The sequence below is a fragment of the Chamaesiphon polymorphus CCALA 037 genome (assembly GCF_003003845.1).
GTDB lineage: Bacteria > Cyanobacteriota > Cyanobacteriia > Cyanobacteriales > Chamaesiphonaceae > Chamaesiphon > Chamaesiphon polymorphus.
Genome location: NZ_PVWO01000057.1, coordinates 1 through 18,584 on the forward strand (window position 1 = coordinate 1; position 18,584 = coordinate 18,584).

Below are 18,584 nucleotides of genomic sequence, written 5' to 3' on the forward strand. Positions count from 1 at the left end.
TCGGATAGTTGCAGTTAATCTGGGTTCGATTTTGCGATGATTGCGGGTTTGATGATTTATAATTGCGGGTCGCTACAGGTACACCTCCCCTGGTAACTCCTGGTCGCCGTGGAAGTCCAAGACGATCGACCGCGACGGAAATCCTTTACACATTTCCCAGACGATCGCTTTGAGGGTCTGAGTCTTCCCACTACCCGACGTGCCCAGAATCACCATGTGCGGGTTAGCGGCTTTATCCAAATCCCAACACACCCCATCGCCCAAATGCACGAGCGAGCGAGATGGTGAATTCGGCTGCGCCGTTTCTCTCCCCACAGATCGGGGTTTTAAGATAGATTTGGGTAGTGGTTTAGCCATGCCAATCGGTTTTTATTTATCCGATTGTAATCGATTTACACTCCAAATATTTAAGCCAAAATCCGTATTTTCAAACTAGAAACGTTTCCAATATTCGTTTCTCCCAGACACTTACAGCAAACGAACTGAATAAACGTTTGTGTTGTAGAAAAATTTGCCGACGATATGATTGGTAAATTTTTTTATTTTTAGATGGGTGTCGAGCTTTCGGTTAAACGTTTGGGCTGACGTTTGGCAAACACAGGCAAACAGTTAATTCTTGAAGAACGCTTGGGGGTTTATTTTCATATCATCAATTATCTCTAGGAGAATAGCATCCATTTTATTTTTAGATATGAGATGAGCAGATTCCCCAATGTAAGCCTGAAGGGTTTCGTTGCCATCACTTTTAGTACTACTAATAAAATATTCCAACGAACACTGAGCGATAGCTTTTGGAAGTTGCGATAAATCGGGGGTCTTATTGGAAAGTTGACCTACTAGAACGAGATTGGACGACAAAGGCAAATAGACAGCTTGGATGGGATCGCCCTTCTCACTAATCGGTTTAAACGATTCATCTCCCTCTAATTGAAATAAAACGATTGAATCACCCAGCGGTATATCAGAGAAAGTTCGCTCGATCGAGAACTTCATGTTTCGATACATATCTATTTTTACCTGCGGGGCAATAGAATTTCTCAACCCATCTATATGTCCAGATTTTGAGGCTTCTTTAAGCATATTTGGAAGATCTGCCCGAAACTGCTCGGTCATCCAAGGTATATCGTCTAAACTCTTGGACAATGCGCTGTCCATTTGCGGTTGAATACCGATAAGAAACAGTTTTAGATAATTTTCTGGGTAGTTTAATTTTCTATACTCTTTTACAACCCTCTCTTCTAATCCTCTTTTTACATAATTTCCAAAGACAAGTGGATCTTCAATTATTTTGAGTACTTCTCTCAAACCATACTCAGCAGCATTTGAAAAGCTTTGTCGTAGATGGCGAGTGCGGATCTCAAAATGAGCAATTAGCTCTGCTATCTTATCTGACTCTAACTTTGCTGTTTCGCCTTCATTGCGTAGATTGTTAACTAAACTGGTGAAACGGCTTTCTGCTGCTGTGATCTCATCATCTACTTGAGGATCATCATCTTGAGAGTAAAAATAGCCTTCTACGCCAGTTTTAGTTGTATTGGCATTGAAAGGCTCTACCCCTTTCCTATATACCCAAGTACAAAATTTATCGCCAGTTACATGACTGGCGAAACCATTTTGAAGAAAGCGGGGGATAAAATGTTGACGTATTCCAGCCATCCAGCAAGTTTAAGTATTATTTTCATTTTTATTATAGTAAATAAATACTGTTCCGTGTTTGATTGACTAAAGCTATGCGTCAATCCAAACGTAGGAACATCCATGCTTCAATACTTTTCCCTGATATGGGATCGGTTTCCCCGCTTTTATCGTCATCTCTTCAAGTACCTCGTGGGGATAGATGTCTGTCCGATCGCTCATTGAATACAGCCAATGCGGGAGATACTGTTCAAACGTCAACCCTTTTGGATGTTGAGGTATCGCACGGACATAGAAGCATTTTGCAAGTAGTTCGACTTCTTCTATGCCTTTATCCTCTGCTTGATGCGCCATCTGCTTTACTTCCATTACTTCATCCATTGCAGCGGCAATTTGAGCGGGCGTAACGACTTGGAATGTTCTAATCTTTTCCTTGAGTAGTTCGTTCTGTTCTCTGAGTTGGGCGTTCTGCTCGACAACCTCCGCAGTAAACTGAGGATTACACCAAGCGGCAAAAATAGCGGCTAATTCTGGGTGTCCCCACGTCCCACCACCTTTCCCTGTTTTTGTTACTAATGGGCAATCGATCTCTGGATACTTGAGCTTAAATTCAGCGATCGCTTTTTTGCCCACCGAGCGGTTAACCCAATTATTTAAACGTGTTCCGCTAGCTTTGGCAATTGCAGATAGATTTTTGTATTCGGTTGGGATGTTCATATTAACTCAAATTGAGTGAATATGTTTATACTAGCTCAAATTGAGTGAATATGAATATACTAGCTCAAATTGAGTGAATATGAATTTAATACCAGAATTTCTGTGAGTATAATTATACTAACGACTATACTAGTACAATAGAATTACAATCATAGCCTTGTAAAGCCTTTATGCAAATCCGCCCATCCGTCCTAGAGATTCCTACTGACGATCCGTTTAAGAACGACTGTTTGAGTAGGAAAGAATTAGAGCCTACACTAACTCAGGTTGTTACTTGGGCTGTGGGATCTTTCGTATTAGCTGTTGATGGTTCATGGGGATCGGGTAAGACAACATTCCTGAACATGTGGGAAGTGAAGCTAAACGAAGCTGGACATCTCTGTCTCTATTTGAATGCTTGGAAAAGTGATTTTGTTGAAGATCCCTTAGTTGCCGTCGTTGGAGAATTATCGATCGCCATCAAGAAATCCCGACCAGACAATGGAAATGTTGATGCAACGATTAAAAAATTTGAGGAGACAGCTAAATCAGTTCTCAAACGCTTGATTACAATAGGAGTAAAAATTGCCACTCATGGAGCATTAGACATTGATACTGCATCAGAAAAAATACTATCCGATCTAGCTGGTGAGACTGCTCAGGATTTAATCAAGGATTATTGCAAAGGAAAATCAGATATTGATGATTTTCGTGAAGAGCTTAGTTCTCTAGTTGCAGCAATTCAAAAATCCGATCGAGAACCAGTAAAGATTGTCATTATTATAGATGAATTAGATCGCTGCCGCCCGACCTATGCAGTGCAGCTACTCGAACGAATCAAACATTTATTTGATGTTGAGGGAATAGTTTTTGTATTAGGGATCGATCGCGAGCAATTAAGTCATTCTATCAAAGCACTTTATGGATCGGAGTTTGATGCAACAGGATATCTTAAACGATTCATCGATCTAGACTATCGCTTGCCAGAACCCGATCTGGGATGCTATTGCTCGTCTCTGTTTGAAAAATTTGAAATTAATTCATTGATAGCAAGACGGCACTCAGAAAACAATGATAATAATCCAGATGATTTAATTGATTTAAATTTTTACTTAGGATATTTGATATCTTCTGCTCAAATGAGCTTGAGAGAGCAAGAGCAAATCATATCAAGGCTGAGAGTCGTATTACAAACAATTCCAGTCTGCGAAAACCCCTTTCCAGTGACATTAAGTATTCTTTTATTTTTACATAATTATAGCAACCCTGAAATATACAAATCAGTTATGGCAGGCAAGCTGACACCTGATGATTTCCTTACTTTCGTAGAAGCTCTACCAAAAGAAAAAGAAGCTTTTCTTTTGTTTTCAGATTCTGCAAACAGGAAAAATTATTCTGGATTTTTTAAAGGCAAAATGAAAGGAATTTTTCTTTCGGGATTAAATGAGTTATTAAACACCCCTAGCCCTGAAATGCAAGCATATATACAGAGAATAAATTCGCGTGACAATTCAAGTAATGAAGACAGACACATAGTTCAAATAGCTCGCGAAGGAGCGGGTTTTCAAAAAACAGCACAAAGATTGAATTTAATATCAAATTTTGAGCGATATTGATTTAACTATATTCCTATTGAATTATAAAATAAGTTTGACTTTGGCATGATTAATTTCACTTCTTTATCAATTAGTAACTATCACCCTAATCCTCACCTGACCGCTGCCCCACTGGTCGCCAAGTAACCCGATCGCCTTTCCCAGCGGACAGCTATTAAACTCCAGCTTCCGCCCGTGTTTGGTGACAGTGGCTAATTGCTGGGGATTAGATTGGGGGTTAACCTGCTCTGGATCGTCAATCTCGATCGATCCGGTTAAATACATCTGCGCGTCGGGATACCGATCGATCGCCCGATCTAGTTTGGGGATAATTTCCTCATCCACCCACGTCAACGACTCGATACTGGTAGTAATCTTCCGCCCCACCTTACCCGTAATCCGTTCGCTGACGATCTGGGACATCAGATCGGGGCGATTGCTAACTTGGTACAGTTCGTCAGGAACCGCTACGGGGTGAACCGCGAACGTGTGTGCGTCCTTTTGTTCGACGACGACAAAATCATCCCGAACCCGCGCCCGATCGAATGTCCTTACCCCATCGATGCGGACGATAATTTGGTGGGTATTACCTTTCTGGTTCATCAAATCTTGCACCCCGCGCGGGGTTGCCAGAATCTCATTGAAGGTGAAGGCGATGCCGCCTTGCGTATTGACGCTCAGTACCAGTAACAGCATGGCTACCACCAGGACTAAGACCGCATACTCCCAATTACTCCCCGTCGATAACCGTAGCTTCCGGTTCCCAGGCACGACACAGCGCAGATTAGCAGGGAAGAATAGTTGAATGCCCGACTTGGTAATCGCATCCACCAGATAACCAAACGTGTACCCAATCTCGATCGCATGTGCCAACTGCCAAGAAATGACCGAACTATAGGCCAACCCATACACCACCACCCCAACGACTAGTGAAGCGACGATCGAATGCGTACAGCTCCGATGGGGAAACCGCTTTTCCAACAGGCGAGAAATCGGAAATAGCACCCGTCCCGCTGGTGATTTGCTAATGTCCACATCGGGCAATAGTCCTGCAATCGCCCCCACGCTAACGATCGTCGGCTCGGCAGTTCCCAAAATTAGACTGGTCATCAGCCCGCTAATTGCTAGGTGGGTCAAAGTCATCATAATTAGCTAACTCGTTTCGAGTCTTTAGGGAGCGATCGCAACATATAGGTCAGCCCGATAAACAACGCCCCAGACATCCCTGCAATCACATACAGCAGTCTGCTATCAGTGCCGACGGCAAAGAACCGCAGCATTACAAACCCAGTCGCAGCAAGGATTAGGAGCGGAGTAATGTCAAAATAGTCACTGCGATCGCCACCTTCGATCTCAAGCCCTAAATATTCCTCATCGATCGATCGAATCGCTAACGCCGGATTACCACCCGCCCGCTGTTGGAGGTCTGCCAGTTGCGATTGACTCAGGTTTAGTCCCCGCAGCTCCCCCGCTGTTGCCATCAGATCGCGGATAAAGTAGTCGGGTAGCGGTCGGAGGACTAAAGCGGGAGTATTTAAGAAGATGTCCGTGCGTGGCGGCTTGGTCGCGGCCAGCAGCAGCGATACGCCCTGTCTTTGCAGATTTTTCAACCACGTCCTAAATTTAGGGTCGAGCTGGTGCGCGTCATCAAAGATTAAGAAGGTCGCAGGGTTGGCGCGGAAATAGTCGGCCACCGCCCATTTCAACTTCTCAACCGTCATCGCCTTACCCTCGACCTCGATCGTCTCGATTTCTAGCTGTTCGCAAATGGCAATCAGCATTTGCCGTTGGGTCGCTGGCGTGAGAATCGCCGCCAGCACATAGCCATCGGCGGTTAGCTCTTCCCTGACTGCATCTAGTAACACCGTCTTACCACTCCCCTCATCCCCACACAACAGAATCGAGCCATTCGCCTTTAATGCCGCGAGGATTCTAGCTTTCTCTTCAAGCCGATAAAGTTTGAACATAATTAATAATTGATAATTAGTAATTAATAGTCATCAATTATTAATTGAAGGCCGCGATTTTGAGTCGATTGCATTAACAACTACGAATAGTCCGAGAATTAATGGCAGCGTCCAAAAGTCGCTCAAAAGTAGCAATATACCCAGCAGCAGAGCATTTAAAGATTCTCCAGCTAGCATTCGCATCGCATCGGCAAAGTTGAATCGCAGATTGAATTTTAAGCCGCTTTCGGTTGTCGTCCGGCGGCGGCGATTAGCGAGGCGGCTAATTCTTTTGGGTCGATTTGGGTGAACTGAAAGCTATCTACTTGCGATCGCAGTTCGGGATCTAATAAGTGGGGATTGTTAACGTATTCATTGGCGAGGGCGTTTTCTGCCAGCATGATTGCCACCGCTTTGCGCTGGGCTTTAGCATCGATATGAGCGGCTAGCTTATTAACAGCTTGCTCCGGCGCGGCGGGTTCAAATTCTCCCGTAAATTCATCCGTACCGCTGGCAACTATGTCCGTTCTTGCTGGCACGGGGTCTAAATCGTCTGGGGCTTGAGTCGCCAGTTGTCCGGCTGGTAACTCTTCGGCTACCGCAGCATCAGCCACGATCTCCGGCTCGGCTGCGAGCGCGGGGGTATCGATATTATTCCCTACTAAATGGGGATATCCTGCCGTGCCCCCAGTTTCCCGAATATGTTTGTCAAAATCGGCAAATAGTTCCACTTGCGCGGGCGTGAGATAGTAAAATCTCCCCTCTTTAGTCAAGCGATCGGGTGTAAAACCCAGCATCGCCAACCGATTCACGCGAGCGTTTTTGCGGATGTTGAACCGTGCATCTAATTCGGAGGTCTTAACTCTGTTCATTAATTGATAATTGATAATTGATAATTGATAATTGATAATTAAATTTATATTTAGAGATGGCAAAGTTGGGGCTGTGTCTTTTCTCGCTTTTCGCGTCGGGAAACCCGACGGGCGCGAGCCGCTGTTTTGCCCAAACTTTTCAACTTCAACTAATCGGATCTAAACCGAACCGATGGGGTCAGCAGAGATATTGTAAGTAGTATATATCGATCCTTAGAGTAAGTAATAAATTATACTTAGTCATTAACGTTTTTACGCACTTTGCCCGATCGCCACCATTCCTCAACCCTCTCCAGCCGCACCCATTCTCAGCAATCTGGCTGAAAACGTTTCGACATCCCCCCAAATGTACTTAAACAGTTCGACTAACTATTAACGATCGACTATTAACTATTAACTACCAATTACCAACTAATCCCGATCGGTATCGAGAAATAACTCGTTCTCCGTAGTACTACTTAGTAGAAATATTTTTGGTGACAAGTTACACTCGCAGATCTAAAATAATATTACAAATAAAAAAAAGTAATCGCCAAGATTGGTGAAGCCTTTTTACAAACCACCCTGTCCGCGCCTATAATAAAGCCACAATCAAAAACCCCTGGAATGCCAAAAGGGGCACAACCAGGGGCTTTGATTTAACTTCTGACTACGAATCAGAAGTTAACCAGACAAAAAAAGTTCAAATTTTATTTGGGAACCACGCAACCTAAATCAATAGGGAGCAATATCAACTTTATTTGGGAATCCCGCAGCCTACGCCAATAGGAAACGGGTGATAGATAAATCTTAGCGTAAATCTGACACATCGCCAATATTACCGTTTTGATTCTAAATATTACCTAGTACCTGTCGAAGTTTGCGGGGTTCCCACAAGGGAATCACCACATGTTTATTTCTTGCCCTTCGATCGCAGCGCATCACGCCCGCGAATTTGCCGCCAGTGCGATCGCCTCAGATATCGCCGCGTTAAACTTCCGCTCTTGGAATCCAAATAATGAAAACGAATTAGACGAAGTATTCGATCTATTAATTGCCGCACCCCAACACCTCAATAATGGGACGCTGGCTGGGCGATCGCAAAACGAGCTAGCCAATGTCCTCCGTGGTGGGGGCTGGATTTTCGATGGTTATCGCGGCGTATCGGTCAAACCGGATTCGCCCCGTAAGAATTCTGAAGGCAAGACGATCAAATACGAGTCGCCCAGGGGGACGGGGAATCAACAGTTATTCGTGCCCCGGATATCGGTACGGGCGGGACTGGCGATCGCCACCAAACTCGGAGCGGTAGCCGAGGAATATCGCCGCCGCGTCGAATTACTCGCACCGGATGCGGCAGATTTGGAATTTTGGGATTGGTATCTAGAACGCGATGGCTTCATCATCATCACCGAAGGGGCGAAAAAAGCCTGTAGCTTAGTTTCGGCTGGGTATCCCGCGATCGCGCTCAATGGAGTGTGGGGCTGGGGGACGAATGAAAAAGACATGTTTGGGGAAGTCGAGCGCGGCGACTTTGGGGAAAGTCTCAAGATATTAAACTCAGAACTAGAGCCGTTTTTAACCGATTCCCCACAGGGGACGCTACGCGAACGAGAAGTAGTTTTAGCCTTCGATCGCGATGACAATCCCTCAACTGTCAAGAAGGTTGAAGCTGCCAAACAACGGTTTTTCCAAGAGATTGAAGATCGAGTAGATGGAGTGACCGATCTTAAATGGAAAGGTCATAAGGGAATCGACGATCTCATTGCGGCTAAAGGGGTTAAAGCTCTAGACAAAGCCTATGCCAAGCGATCGGAACTGGCACTACCAGTAGTTAAAAACGCCCACTTCACCAGTTCGATCGAGAATGGTTTACTCAAAGTTACGAACATGTCGAGTGAATATATCGGCAATCATCTTACGGCGATCGCCTGTATCGATAATCCCGATGAAGATGGCGCGGCACTGTTATTAGAGTTCAAAACTTTTAAGAGCACGATTCGCCGCTGGACGATGTTGAGAGCATTTCTGGCGGGTGACGCTAGTTCGATTATTGAAGGCTTGTTCAGTCGCGGCTATGTCTTCAAGCGGGAGCAGCGCGGGTTGTTACTCGACTATCTCTATGGTTTGGGGGCGAATATCGCCGAAAATTATACCGTTACCGATTCGAGTGGCTGGGTGGGAAAGTCCTTCGTCCTACCTCATAAAACCTATGGCGATGAAAATCTCAAGTTCCGAAACGTAGATCCCAGTCCAGAGGCGATTACCGAGTTAAAAGGTACTCTCCAGGGATGGAAGGATACTGTAGCTGCCCGATGTGGTGGAAATTCGCGTCTGATCTTAGGTCTGGGTACGAGCTTCGCCGCGCCATTGCTACCCATTATCAATATCGAGTCAGGTGGCTTTCATTTAGTTGGTGACACTTCCCAGGGCAAAACCATCATCCTCTCTGTCGCCGCGTCTGTTAGCGGAGTCAAAGACATTCCCCATTGGCGCACTACCACTAATGGTTTAGAGAGTACAGCTACAGCTTTTAATCATCTCTGTCTACCCCTAGATGAAATCGGTCAAGCCGATCCAAAGGATGTGGGGAATATCGCCTATATGTTGGCGAATGGACAGGGCAAGGCACGGATGAAGAAGGATCTTAGCAATCGCAAGCCAAAGACATGGCAGTTGATGGTTTTATCGTCTGGTGAATTTGGGCTGGGCAAATACATGGCGCAAGCCAATATCACCCTCAAAGGCGGTCAGGAGGTGCGTTTACCAGATGTACCAGCCGTGCCCGAAGGTTCGATTTATGGATGTTTTGAGACGATTCATGGTGCTGATACATCGGCTCAATTTGCCTTAGCGATCAAGGCAGCAGTCATAGAGCATCACGGTACAGCTTTAGATGCTTTCCTATCTCGATTGGTCGTTGATGCTGCCGACCCAGCATTCGTGGGTAATCTTTCCAAACAGGTTCATCTTGTCACCGCTAAGTTAGCAGAAGGGACGAGCGATAGTGCCATTGGACGAGTCGCCAATCGATTCGCATTGGTACAGGTGGTACTAGGGTTAGCTCATAAATACGATCTGCTTCCCTTCCCAGTTGAAGATATCGAGTGGGGGATTTCTACTTGTTTCAAGGCTTGGCTCACAGCCAGGGGCGGAGATGGTTCGATCGAGGTGAAGCAAGCGATTAAACGAATCGAACACCTACTTGTCACTAATGAGTTTAGCGATCGGGTTATGGATCTCCGCGATGGTGATACCAAGACCATCCGCAATCTACTGGCGTACCGCAAGGTTGGGGTAGAAGGGCATACGGAAGAGTTCTGGGTGCCTCCAACGGTTTTCGATAAAGAGTTCGTTGTTGGGGTGAATAAAGTAGGGCTGGTGAAGGAATTGCAGCGGCTTGGCTGGTTGTTACCACCTCGTCCAGATGGTAAATCTGTTCATCAGCGGAAGATTAATAAAAAAGCGAGTTATTTCTACATTTTCCCAAAACGTAAAAATGGCAGTGAAGCGGGTGAAGCGGGTGAAGCGCACCCTTCAAAGCCAGTCTCTGACGAGATTGTAGAATAACATTTGCGCTTCACCAGGAAAAAAACGTCGGTGAAGCGGTGAAGCGGTGAAGCGCAGTATACATGTTACGCTTCACCGCTTCACCAGCGTTTTTTTGGCGGTGAAGCGCAAGCTTTGAGTTGGAACGCTGTGCTGGAAACAGATTTAGCTCCCGCTTCACCCGCTTCACTCGCTTCACTGCGGAAAACGCACTTTCTGAACTTTGGCTAAAAAAACGTTTTTTTTAACTTGGCGATCGCGATCGAGTAAATTAGCTCCAACCCACACTAGCCACCCAGGTTGTCGGCGGTGGGGTCTGATTTGATAACGCCAAAACCAGCGGAGCTAGAAACTCCTCGATCGCTCTAACTACTCGGATAAACTCAGTCGGAGTCCGTTCTTGCCCCAGCCGTTTACAAAAAGCCGTCCACTGCACTTGCTTGGCTGCGGCAAATTCTTCAGTAAACGGGAGGATCGGCTCGCTTACAGTCGTACCGCGATGGTCGAGCGTCCGCCGGATTGCCTCAGTCAGCTTGGCACCATCAAAATCGAACCGATCGGATAACAGCCACACATCATAGAAATCCTTCATCCGGCTGTTGAGTTCCCCTCGACTCAACATCGCCTCAAACTTCTCGGCGATCACACTTTCCCGACTGTAGCAAAGCAGTTGCGGTGCGGGATAATCCAACAGCGTCGGGAGTGAGGCGGTTTCCGGCTGGGGAAACACCACATCCCCAAAACCGAGATCGAGCTGAATGTTGACCCGCGCCTTATCTAAATAGCCCAAGCAGCGGACGCGGATACCTTGGTAATCGGCAGCCTTGGTAATTGGTTCGGTCTGGAGCGATGCCACATCGAAAACCATCCCATCCGGCTCGACCTCTAACGCCAACATCTCCTGCATCTGGCGGACGATCTGACTCGGCTCGTTGCTAGTCCGACCCAGCATATCGATATCCATCGTCGGACGCGACTCTGAGACATTCCAGACCCGCAGCATCAGTCCGCCCTTGAGTACGAACCGTCTGGCATAGGGCGATTGGGACAGGCGGTACAAGAACCGCTCCATCCCATAGTACTGAAGGAGTTCGTTAAACGGACGGCGATCTTGCTTGGCTTTATTGAGTAGCCGTTGCCGCACCGAAGCTGAGACATTTTTGAGTGGTTTATCGGTCATATAGCATCGCTTCCAGGTAAGGTTTAATCGCCCCTCTCACCCGACAAATTTGGGCGTATTCTAAAATCGCTCCCCAGTTAGCCCCCTTACGTTGTCGGTAAAGTACTAGAGCCTCTAGAACAATATCCATCCCCAATTGATGCCGAAACTTAAAGCAGTCGGCAATCGTTTTTTCAGGGCTATAAACTCGCAGCGGCACGCCATCGACCTCATGAGTTTCAATCCCCGCATCGAAACTCGCAGCGGAAAAACGGTGAATGGCGATCGGTGGGTAATCCAATCGGGGCGACTCCGATCCTCTAGGGAGGGCGATCTCTACCGCACGGGGAATCTGAGTGGTAATCTGATAAATCGCCAAAGCCGAAACCAGACAAACTACCCCTTGGGGAATCCGAGTGGCAACTGTAAATAAATCGGGATCGGAGATAGGATCTCCTTCTACCAGCCGATAAACGCCACGAGATATTTGCTCCAAACAGCCGCTATCTCGAAGCTGATAAAGGGTACGGGGGTGAATGCCGACCTCGATCGCCTGGGCTGTCCGAATGAATTGCCCGTGGGCTTGAATCGATCGTAGTGCCCTAACTGAAGCTGTTTCCACCGCTTATGCTCCTAATTGTGGATAATAATACTTACACTTATTTATATCTATAGGTATTATTATCCATCATAGAGGGTAAGATGGGCGGGGCAGGTCAAACAACATGTTTCCCAAGCAACTTACGTTAAAACTTCGAGTATTTGACCTAAATACTCCCCTTTAGGGAAAAATAGTAGCAGTCATGCCCCGAAGCTAGCATCTAATTTTTATGTCCAGCATCTACGACAACATCGACCAGATTCTCCTCCCAGAACTGCAAGCTTATCTCAAACAAGCTTACCGATCGGATTTTTGTGTTGGTTATTTCAACTTACGGGGCTGGCGAGAGATCGATGCGGAGATCGGTAAGTTTGAGGGGGGCGAACATCGTTGTTGTCGGTTACTGGTGGGAATGCACAAACTTCCCAACGAAGAACTCCGGCGCACTCTAGCCATTGGTAAACCGAACGATGGCATCGACCAGGGGCAGGCAGTACGATTGAAAACCCTAATGGCGCAGGAGTTTCGGGAGCAGTTGACCTATGGTAGCCCCACGGCTGACGATGAAGCAGGGTTGAAGCGACTGCGCGAACAATTATTAAATGGGCAAGTGCGGGTCAAACTCTATCTGCGCCACCTTCTTCACGCCAAACTCTATTTAATTTACCGAGAAGATCGAGCCGCCCCGATCGTTAGTTATGTCGGTAGTAGCAATCTGACTCTATCGGGCTTACAACGACAGGGGGAATTAAATGTCGAAGTTACCGATAAAGACGATACGCAAAAGCTAGCGCAATGGTTTCAAGATCGGTGGGACGACAGGTTTTGTCTGGATATCTCCGCCGAACTAGCGGGCATTATCGATGAAAGTTGGGCTGGGCGTTCCCTCAAGCCTTACTATGTCTATTTGAAAATGGCATACCACCTCTCCCAAGAAGCGCGGGACGGGCTGAGTAATTACCAGACTCCTGCCAGTTTCGGTTTGTTGCCGTTTCAAGAAGCTGCGGTCAAAATTGCCGCTCAACATATTAATAAACGTGGTGGGGTAATCGTCGGCGATGTCGTTGGCTTGGGAAAAACCTTGGTCGGCACGGCGATCGCTCATTTGTGCGAGGAAGATTATGGGACTAGCACTCTGATTATCTGCCCGAAAAATTTGGTAAGAATGTGGCAAAATCAGATCGATCGGTATGGACTGCGCGGGAAGGTCGTTCCCATCAGTCAAGTTATCAAAGCATTACCAGAGATTCCCGCCCGATTCCGGTTGGTATTAATCGATGAAAGTCATAACTTGCGAAATCGCGATGGTAGCCGCTATCAGGCGATTAAAGATTACATCGAGCAGAGTGGCAGTCGGTGTATTTTACTAACGGCTACGCCCTACAACAAAACCTATTTAGATATCTCTTCTCAATTACAACTCTTTCTCAAACCCGAAGGGGATTTAGGGATCAAGCCAGAGGCTTATATTCGCAGTTTGGGAGGGGAAATGCAGTTCAGACGCAGGCATAGTACTTCGCCCGTGCGCTCCTTACTGGCGTTCGAGCATAGCGACGAACCGGAAGACTGGCAACAGTTAATGAGTCAATACATGGTCAGACGGACTCGGAGTTTTATTAAAAATACCTATGCCCAGCAGGATGGAGATCGGTACTACTTAGAATTTGCCAATGGCACTCGGTTTTATTTTCCCAATCGCCACCCCCGCACTGTTACATTTGAGATTGCCGACCCCCAAACCGACCCCTACGCCCGTCTTTATTCGACTCAGGTGGTAGATATCATCAACCGACTCAATCTCCCCCGTTACGGGCTGGGAAACTATATCGCACCGCGCCCTGCGGAGAAAGCGACCGATGAAGAATCTCGCCAATTAGCCAACCTCTCCCAAGCCGGACAGCGGTTGATGGGTTTTTGTCGGACTAACTTGTTCAAACGCCTAGAAAGTAGCGGGATTGCCTTCATCCAATCGATCGAACGTCACATCTTACGCAATTATGTGTTTCTCTGGGCGATCGAGCGAGGATTGCCCTTACCCATCGGCACTCAAGATGCCGAGCTGTTGGATGGAGTCGGCAGCGATGAGGACGATAATTCGCTGCTTAATGCCGATTGGGAAACTACAGAGGAAGAAGAGAACGCCGCAGACGAGCCATTAACGCGACATCGAGACTTTCAATTCCGCGCCGAAGCAGTTTATCGATCGTATCAAACCCAATATCAGCGACGGTTTAAATGGATTGGTTCGAGGTTATTCGCCCCAGATTTAGCCCAAAACCTGCGGGATGATGCCGATGCCCTCATCGAAGTTCTCGATTTAGCTGACACTTGGGAAGCTCGCAGCGATCGCAAACTCAATGCCCTGCTCGATTTGGTCGCTCGTCGCCATGCCGATGCCAAAATTCTGATTTTTACCCAATTTGCCGATACCGCCCGTTACCTGTTTGACTCCCTCACCACCGCCGGAGTGACACAAATGGCGGTAGTGACGGGTCAAACTCCCGATCCTACGGCTGTTGCCCATCGATTTAGTCCGCGCAGTCATAATTCTCGCAATCATATATCCACCACTGAGGAGCTGAGAATCTTGATTGCTACCGATGTCCTGAGCGAAGGTCAAAACCTCCAAGATTGTGCGATTATCCTCAATTACGATCTCCCGTGGGCGATTATTCGCTTGATCCAAAGAGCCGGACGGGTGGATCGGATCGGACAACAGGCTAGCGATATCCTCTGTTACTCCTTCCTGCCCGCCGATGGCGTGGAACGGCTGATTAACCTGCGCGGACGACTGCGCGCTCGACTCGACCAAAACCATGAGGTAGTGGGCAGTGATGAGGCATTTTTTGAAGATGAGGCGCAACGGGTAGTTCTGAGCAATCTCTACAACGAACGATCGGGTATTCTCGACGAAGCCGAAGAAGGGGAAGTAGATTTAACTTCCGAGGCTCTGCAAATTTGGCAAAGTGCGATCGAAGCGCGTCCCGAACTCAAGGGGATAATTGAAAAATTACCGAATGTTGTCTATTCTACCCGATGGCATCGAACCGATGGCATCGATCCCGAAGGAGTTTTACTGTACATGAAAACGGCTGAAGGTAATGACTCCCTCGCCTGGATCGATCGCCAGGGCAATAGCGTTACCCAGTCGCAAATGCGAATTCTGCGGATGGCTAGATGTAGCTACGATACCGAACCTTTACCCCGTCACCCCCAACATCACGAGCTAGTCGAGCGCGGGTCAAAATTACTCGCCGAACAATCGAAAACTGTAGCTGGAACTTTAGGTAATAAACGCAGTGCCGCATCTCAAACCTACGATCGCTTGTCAGCTTATATCGATCGGCTGCGGCGCGAATTACCCCTATTAGCACGCGGCACCGAATGGGAAAGTTTGGAGCGGGCGGTTGAGGAGATTAACCAATACTACCTGCGCCCGAACGCGATCGCCCGTCTCAACCGCGAATTTAGAGCGGGAATTAAAGATGAAGACTTAGCCAAATTAGTCGTCTTCTTGCGCGAACACGACGCACTCTGTATCGTCGATCGCGAATCCGATTGGCACTGCGCCCAAATTATTTGCTCTTTAGGGTTATTTTCAGATTCAAACCGTCCACTATAGAAGTAATTCATCGAGCTATCTACCCAGCTTCCACACCTCCTATGCCTCTCAATCGCTCCCGTTCCAAAAAATATCTGCAAGCCTGTGATTTTGAGTCCCTATTTATCGAAGAATTAGGGTGGGATCGCAGTACTGGTGCGACGATTCCTTTACCGATCGCCGATCGAGAGTTCGTGGTGGCAGCAATCGCCCAAAAGCGGGGATTTACGGTTTTTCATTGTGTCTTGGATCGACTCCCCGATCGAGCGACGAGTTTAAAGCTAGAGCGTCAATTAACTGCATACAGTCGCTCTCACTTACTGGTCTTTAGTACCGAGGATAAATCCGCTCAGGTGTGGTTGTGGGTGCGCCAAGAACAGGGTAAACCCCTAGCTCCCCGCCTCGAACGCTATCAGCAGGGTAAATCGGGCGAGAGTTTATTACAGAAGTTAGAAACTCTAGTTATTGACTTTGAAGAGGAAGAAAAACTCACGCTACCGGAAGTAAATCGGCGGATTTAAAAAGCCTTTGACGTTGAAAAAGTTACTAAGAAATTCTTCCAACGATTCGAGAAAGAACATCAAGCCTTTCTCAAGTTTATCGATGGGATCGAAGCTGAATTCGATCGCACTTGGTATGCTTCGTTGATGCTCAACCGCTTGATGTTTGTCTACTTCATCCAAAAGAAAGGGTTTCTCGACGGCAATATCGACTATCTTCGCGATCGATTGACTAAGTGCCAAGCCCAAGGCGGTACGGATGAATTCTATTCTTTCTATCGCGTCTTTCTATTACGTCTATTTCACGAAGGTTTGGGGCAATCCTCCCGCCATTTAGAATTAGAGCGGCTGGTCGGCACGGTTCCCTATCTCAACGGGGGTTTATTTGAAGTCCATCAATTAGAAGAAAAATATCCCAGCATTCAAATTCCTGATGATGCCTTTACTAAAATCTTTGACTTCTTTGATGAATATCAGTGGCATTTAGACGATCGCCCCTTGCGTCAAGATGATGAAATCAATCCCGATGTGTTGGGTTATATCTTTGAAAAGTATATCAACCAAAAACAAATGGGGGCTTACTATACCAAAGAAGATATCACCGAATATATCAGTAAAAATACGATTATTCCCTTCCTGTTTGATGCAGCGGCGAAAAAGTGTGCTGTCGCTTTTAAACCCGATGGTGCGCTGTGGGCATTGCTGCGCGAAACACCCGATCGTTATATCTATGAAGCTGTCCGTAAAGGGGTAGACGAACCCCTGCCCCCAGAAATTGCAGCGGGAATCGACTCGGTAGCCCAACGGGACGGCTGGAATCGATCGGCAGCGGATAAATACGCCCTTCCCACCGAGACGTGGCGCGAACACGTCGCCCGACGCGGGCGGTGTTTGGATCTCCGCGCCAAACTCGCCAATGGGGAAGTTACCAGCATTAACGATTTGATTACCTACAATCTCGATATTCGTCAGTTCGCCCAGGATGCGATCGTCAATTGTGAAGGTGCGGATTTATTGCTAGCTTTCTATCAAGCTATTTCTCAAGTTTCGGTATTAGATCCTACCTGCGGTTCGGGTGCTTTCCTGTTCGCTGCTTTAAATATTCTCGAACCCTTCTATCATGCCTGTTTGGATCGGATGCAGGGCTTTGTCGATGATGCCGACGTTTTGGAGCAACTCAAAGGTGAGGAGAAAAAGAGATATCAAAATTTTCGCGACATTTTAACGGCAATGGCAACCCACCCCAATCGCCGTTATTTCATCCTCAAATCCATCATTCTCAACAATCTCTATGGTGTAGATATCATGGAGGAAGCCACAGAAATCTGTAAGCTGCGGCTGTTTCTCAAATTAGTCTCTCAAGTTGATGTTCGATCCGATCTACCGAATCTCGGACTAGAACCCCTGCCAGATATCGATTTCAATATTCGATCGGGCAATACCTTAGTCGGTTATGTCAGCTTGGATGAGATTTCTAAGGCGATCTTTAGCGATGAGGGTAAGGGGAAAGGGAGAAGTAAAAGCTCCAAAAATCAGGGGAATTTATTTCAATTTCAACAATCGGGCGATGTGATTCATAAAGCTGGAATTGTCGATACTGCTTTCCAACTTTTTCGGAAGATGCAAACCAGTTCGGGGCTAAATTCTAAGGAATTCAAACAAGCGAAGCAAGATTTACGAGTTAAGTTAGCCGAACTGAATGATGAGTTAAATTATTATCTGGCGCGGCAGTATGGTGTAGATGTTGAGGATGCGAAAGCATTTGCTCAGTGGCAAAGTAGCCATCAGCCTTTTCATTGGTTTGTTGAGTTTTATCAGATTATTTCTGATGGTGGATTTGATGCCATTATAGGTAATCCGCCATATATAGAGAATAAAGAAATTAAACAATATAAGTTTAAAAACTATAGCTGTGAATCAGCAGGTAATTTGTATGCACTCGTTATGGAACGGTGCTTTTCTCTAGGACAACAAAATACTTACCAGGGATATATTGTACCAGTTTCATCAATATCTACAGATCGATATCAGCCTCTTCAAAAACTGATTCTTACACGAGAATCACATATTAGCTCATTTGACGATCGCCCATCCAGACTATTTGAAGGGCTAGAGCATATTAGATTAACAATTCATTTGCTGGGTAAATTATCCTCTATTCCTAAAACCTTTTCTACTCGATATCATAAATGGTCTGCCTCAGAAAGAAGTATTTTATTTGATTCTCTCAGGTATACAAGAAGCACAGTTAATTTCCTCGAAGGAACAGTACCTAAATTTTATTCAGAGCTTGAGTTCAGTATATGTTCTAAGCTAGCTCAAAAAAATAGGCTAGAATCTTTCTATAGCAAAACAAGCTCAGAAAAGATTTTCTGGCTCTTCATTACTTAGTATGCTCGATCGATAGCAAATTGAGCAAACAAAGTAAGCAAATAAATACGATCGGTGAAG

Annotated in this window: 13 protein-coding genes; 5 read left to right on the forward strand and 8 right to left on the reverse strand. The window is 46.4% G+C overall.

Features of this window, described 5'->3' with window-relative positions:
- Positions 1-72 precede the first annotated feature (72 nt).
- The 3 genes from C7B77_RS06775 to C7B77_RS06785 all read right to left on the reverse strand — a co-directional run bounded on the left by C7B77_RS06775 (position 73) and on the right by C7B77_RS06785 (position 2,352).
- The gene (locus tag C7B77_RS06775) at positions 73-357 is read right to left on the reverse strand and encodes a helicase HerA domain-containing protein (RefSeq protein ID WP_245894093.1); all 285 of its coding nucleotides are present in this window, start codon (positions 355-357) and stop codon (positions 73-75) included.
- 252 nt (positions 358-609) lie between these two features.
- Positions 610-1,656: a DUF4238 domain-containing protein gene (locus C7B77_RS06780; RefSeq protein WP_106301893.1), complete on the reverse strand. Its 1,047-nt coding sequence runs from the start codon at positions 1,654-1,656 to the stop codon at positions 610-612.
- Positions 1,657-1,728: 72 nt separating this feature from the next.
- Complete coding sequence (locus C7B77_RS06785; protein WP_106301896.1) at positions 1,729-2,352, reverse strand: KilA-N domain-containing protein; 624 nt, start codon at positions 2,350-2,352, stop codon at positions 1,729-1,731.
- Positions 2,353-2,582: 230 nt separating this feature from the next.
- On the opposite strand from C7B77_RS06785, the gene C7B77_RS06790 reads away from it, so the two are divergent.
- On the forward strand, positions 2,583-3,947 hold the full coding sequence (locus C7B77_RS06790) for a KAP family P-loop NTPase fold protein (RefSeq protein ID WP_181243737.1): 1,365 nt from the start codon (positions 2,583-2,585) through the stop codon (positions 3,945-3,947).
- 66 nt (positions 3,948-4,013) lie between these two features.
- Here C7B77_RS06790 and C7B77_RS06795 read toward each other — a convergent pair whose 3' ends face one another.
- The 3 genes from C7B77_RS06795 to C7B77_RS06805 form a co-directional block, all read right to left on the reverse strand.
- On the reverse strand, positions 4,014-5,072 hold the full coding sequence (locus tag C7B77_RS06795; protein WP_106301902.1) for a metal-dependent hydrolase: 1,059 nt from the start codon (positions 5,070-5,072) through the stop codon (positions 4,014-4,016).
- A 2-nt stretch (positions 5,073-5,074) separates the two neighbouring features.
- On the reverse strand, positions 5,075-5,893 hold the full coding sequence (locus C7B77_RS06800; RefSeq protein WP_106301905.1) for an ATP-binding protein: 819 nt from the start codon (positions 5,891-5,893) through the stop codon (positions 5,075-5,077).
- 215 nt (positions 5,894-6,108) lie between these two features.
- Positions 6,109-6,744, reverse strand: coding sequence for a hypothetical protein (locus tag C7B77_RS06805; protein WP_146138213.1), 636 nt, complete (start codon positions 6,742-6,744; stop codon positions 6,109-6,111).
- A gap of 888 nt (positions 6,745-7,632) precedes the next feature.
- On the opposite strand from C7B77_RS06805, the gene C7B77_RS06810 reads away from it, so the two are divergent.
- Positions 7,633-10,293 carry a DUF927 domain-containing protein gene (locus C7B77_RS06810; RefSeq protein WP_106301911.1) on the forward strand — a complete coding sequence of 887 codons (2,661 nt, stop codon included), beginning with the start codon at positions 7,633-7,635 and terminating at the stop codon, positions 10,291-10,293.
- A 250-nt stretch (positions 10,294-10,543) separates the two neighbouring features.
- Here C7B77_RS06810 and C7B77_RS06815 read toward each other — a convergent pair whose 3' ends face one another.
- Together C7B77_RS06815 and C7B77_RS06820 are read right to left on the reverse strand one after the other, a co-directional pair.
- Positions 10,544-11,452 (reverse strand): nucleotidyl transferase AbiEii/AbiGii toxin family protein, encoded by a 909-nt coding sequence (locus C7B77_RS06815; RefSeq protein WP_106301914.1) that lies wholly within the window; start codon positions 11,450-11,452, stop codon positions 10,544-10,546.
- On the reverse strand, positions 11,442-12,053 hold the full coding sequence (locus C7B77_RS06820) for a type IV toxin-antitoxin system AbiEi family antitoxin domain-containing protein (protein WP_106301917.1): 612 nt from the start codon (positions 12,051-12,053) through the stop codon (positions 11,442-11,444). The genes C7B77_RS06815 and C7B77_RS06820 overlap by 11 nt, the downstream gene beginning before the upstream one ends.
- 208 nt (positions 12,054-12,261) lie before the next feature.
- Here C7B77_RS06820 and C7B77_RS06825 point away from each other — a divergent pair, with 208 nt between their 5' ends.
- The 3 genes from C7B77_RS06825 to C7B77_RS06830 all read left to right on the forward strand — a co-directional run bounded on the left by C7B77_RS06825 (position 12,262) and on the right by C7B77_RS06830 (position 18,524).
- A complete protein-coding gene (locus tag C7B77_RS06825; protein WP_106301920.1) occupies positions 12,262-15,654 on the forward strand; it encodes a helicase-related protein in 3,393 nt (1,130 codons plus the stop codon).
- Positions 15,655-15,695: 41 nt separating this feature from the next.
- Positions 15,696-16,154 (forward strand): hypothetical protein, encoded by a 459-nt coding sequence (locus C7B77_RS30625; RefSeq protein WP_219892017.1) that lies wholly within the window; start codon positions 15,696-15,698, stop codon positions 16,152-16,154.
- Positions 16,155-16,280: 126 nt separating this feature from the next.
- Positions 16,281-18,524, forward strand: a complete 2,244-nt coding sequence (locus tag C7B77_RS06830; RefSeq protein WP_245894094.1) for an Eco57I restriction-modification methylase domain-containing protein — start codon at positions 16,281-16,283, stop codon at positions 18,522-18,524.
- The last annotated feature ends 60 nt before the right edge of the window (positions 18,525-18,584 follow it).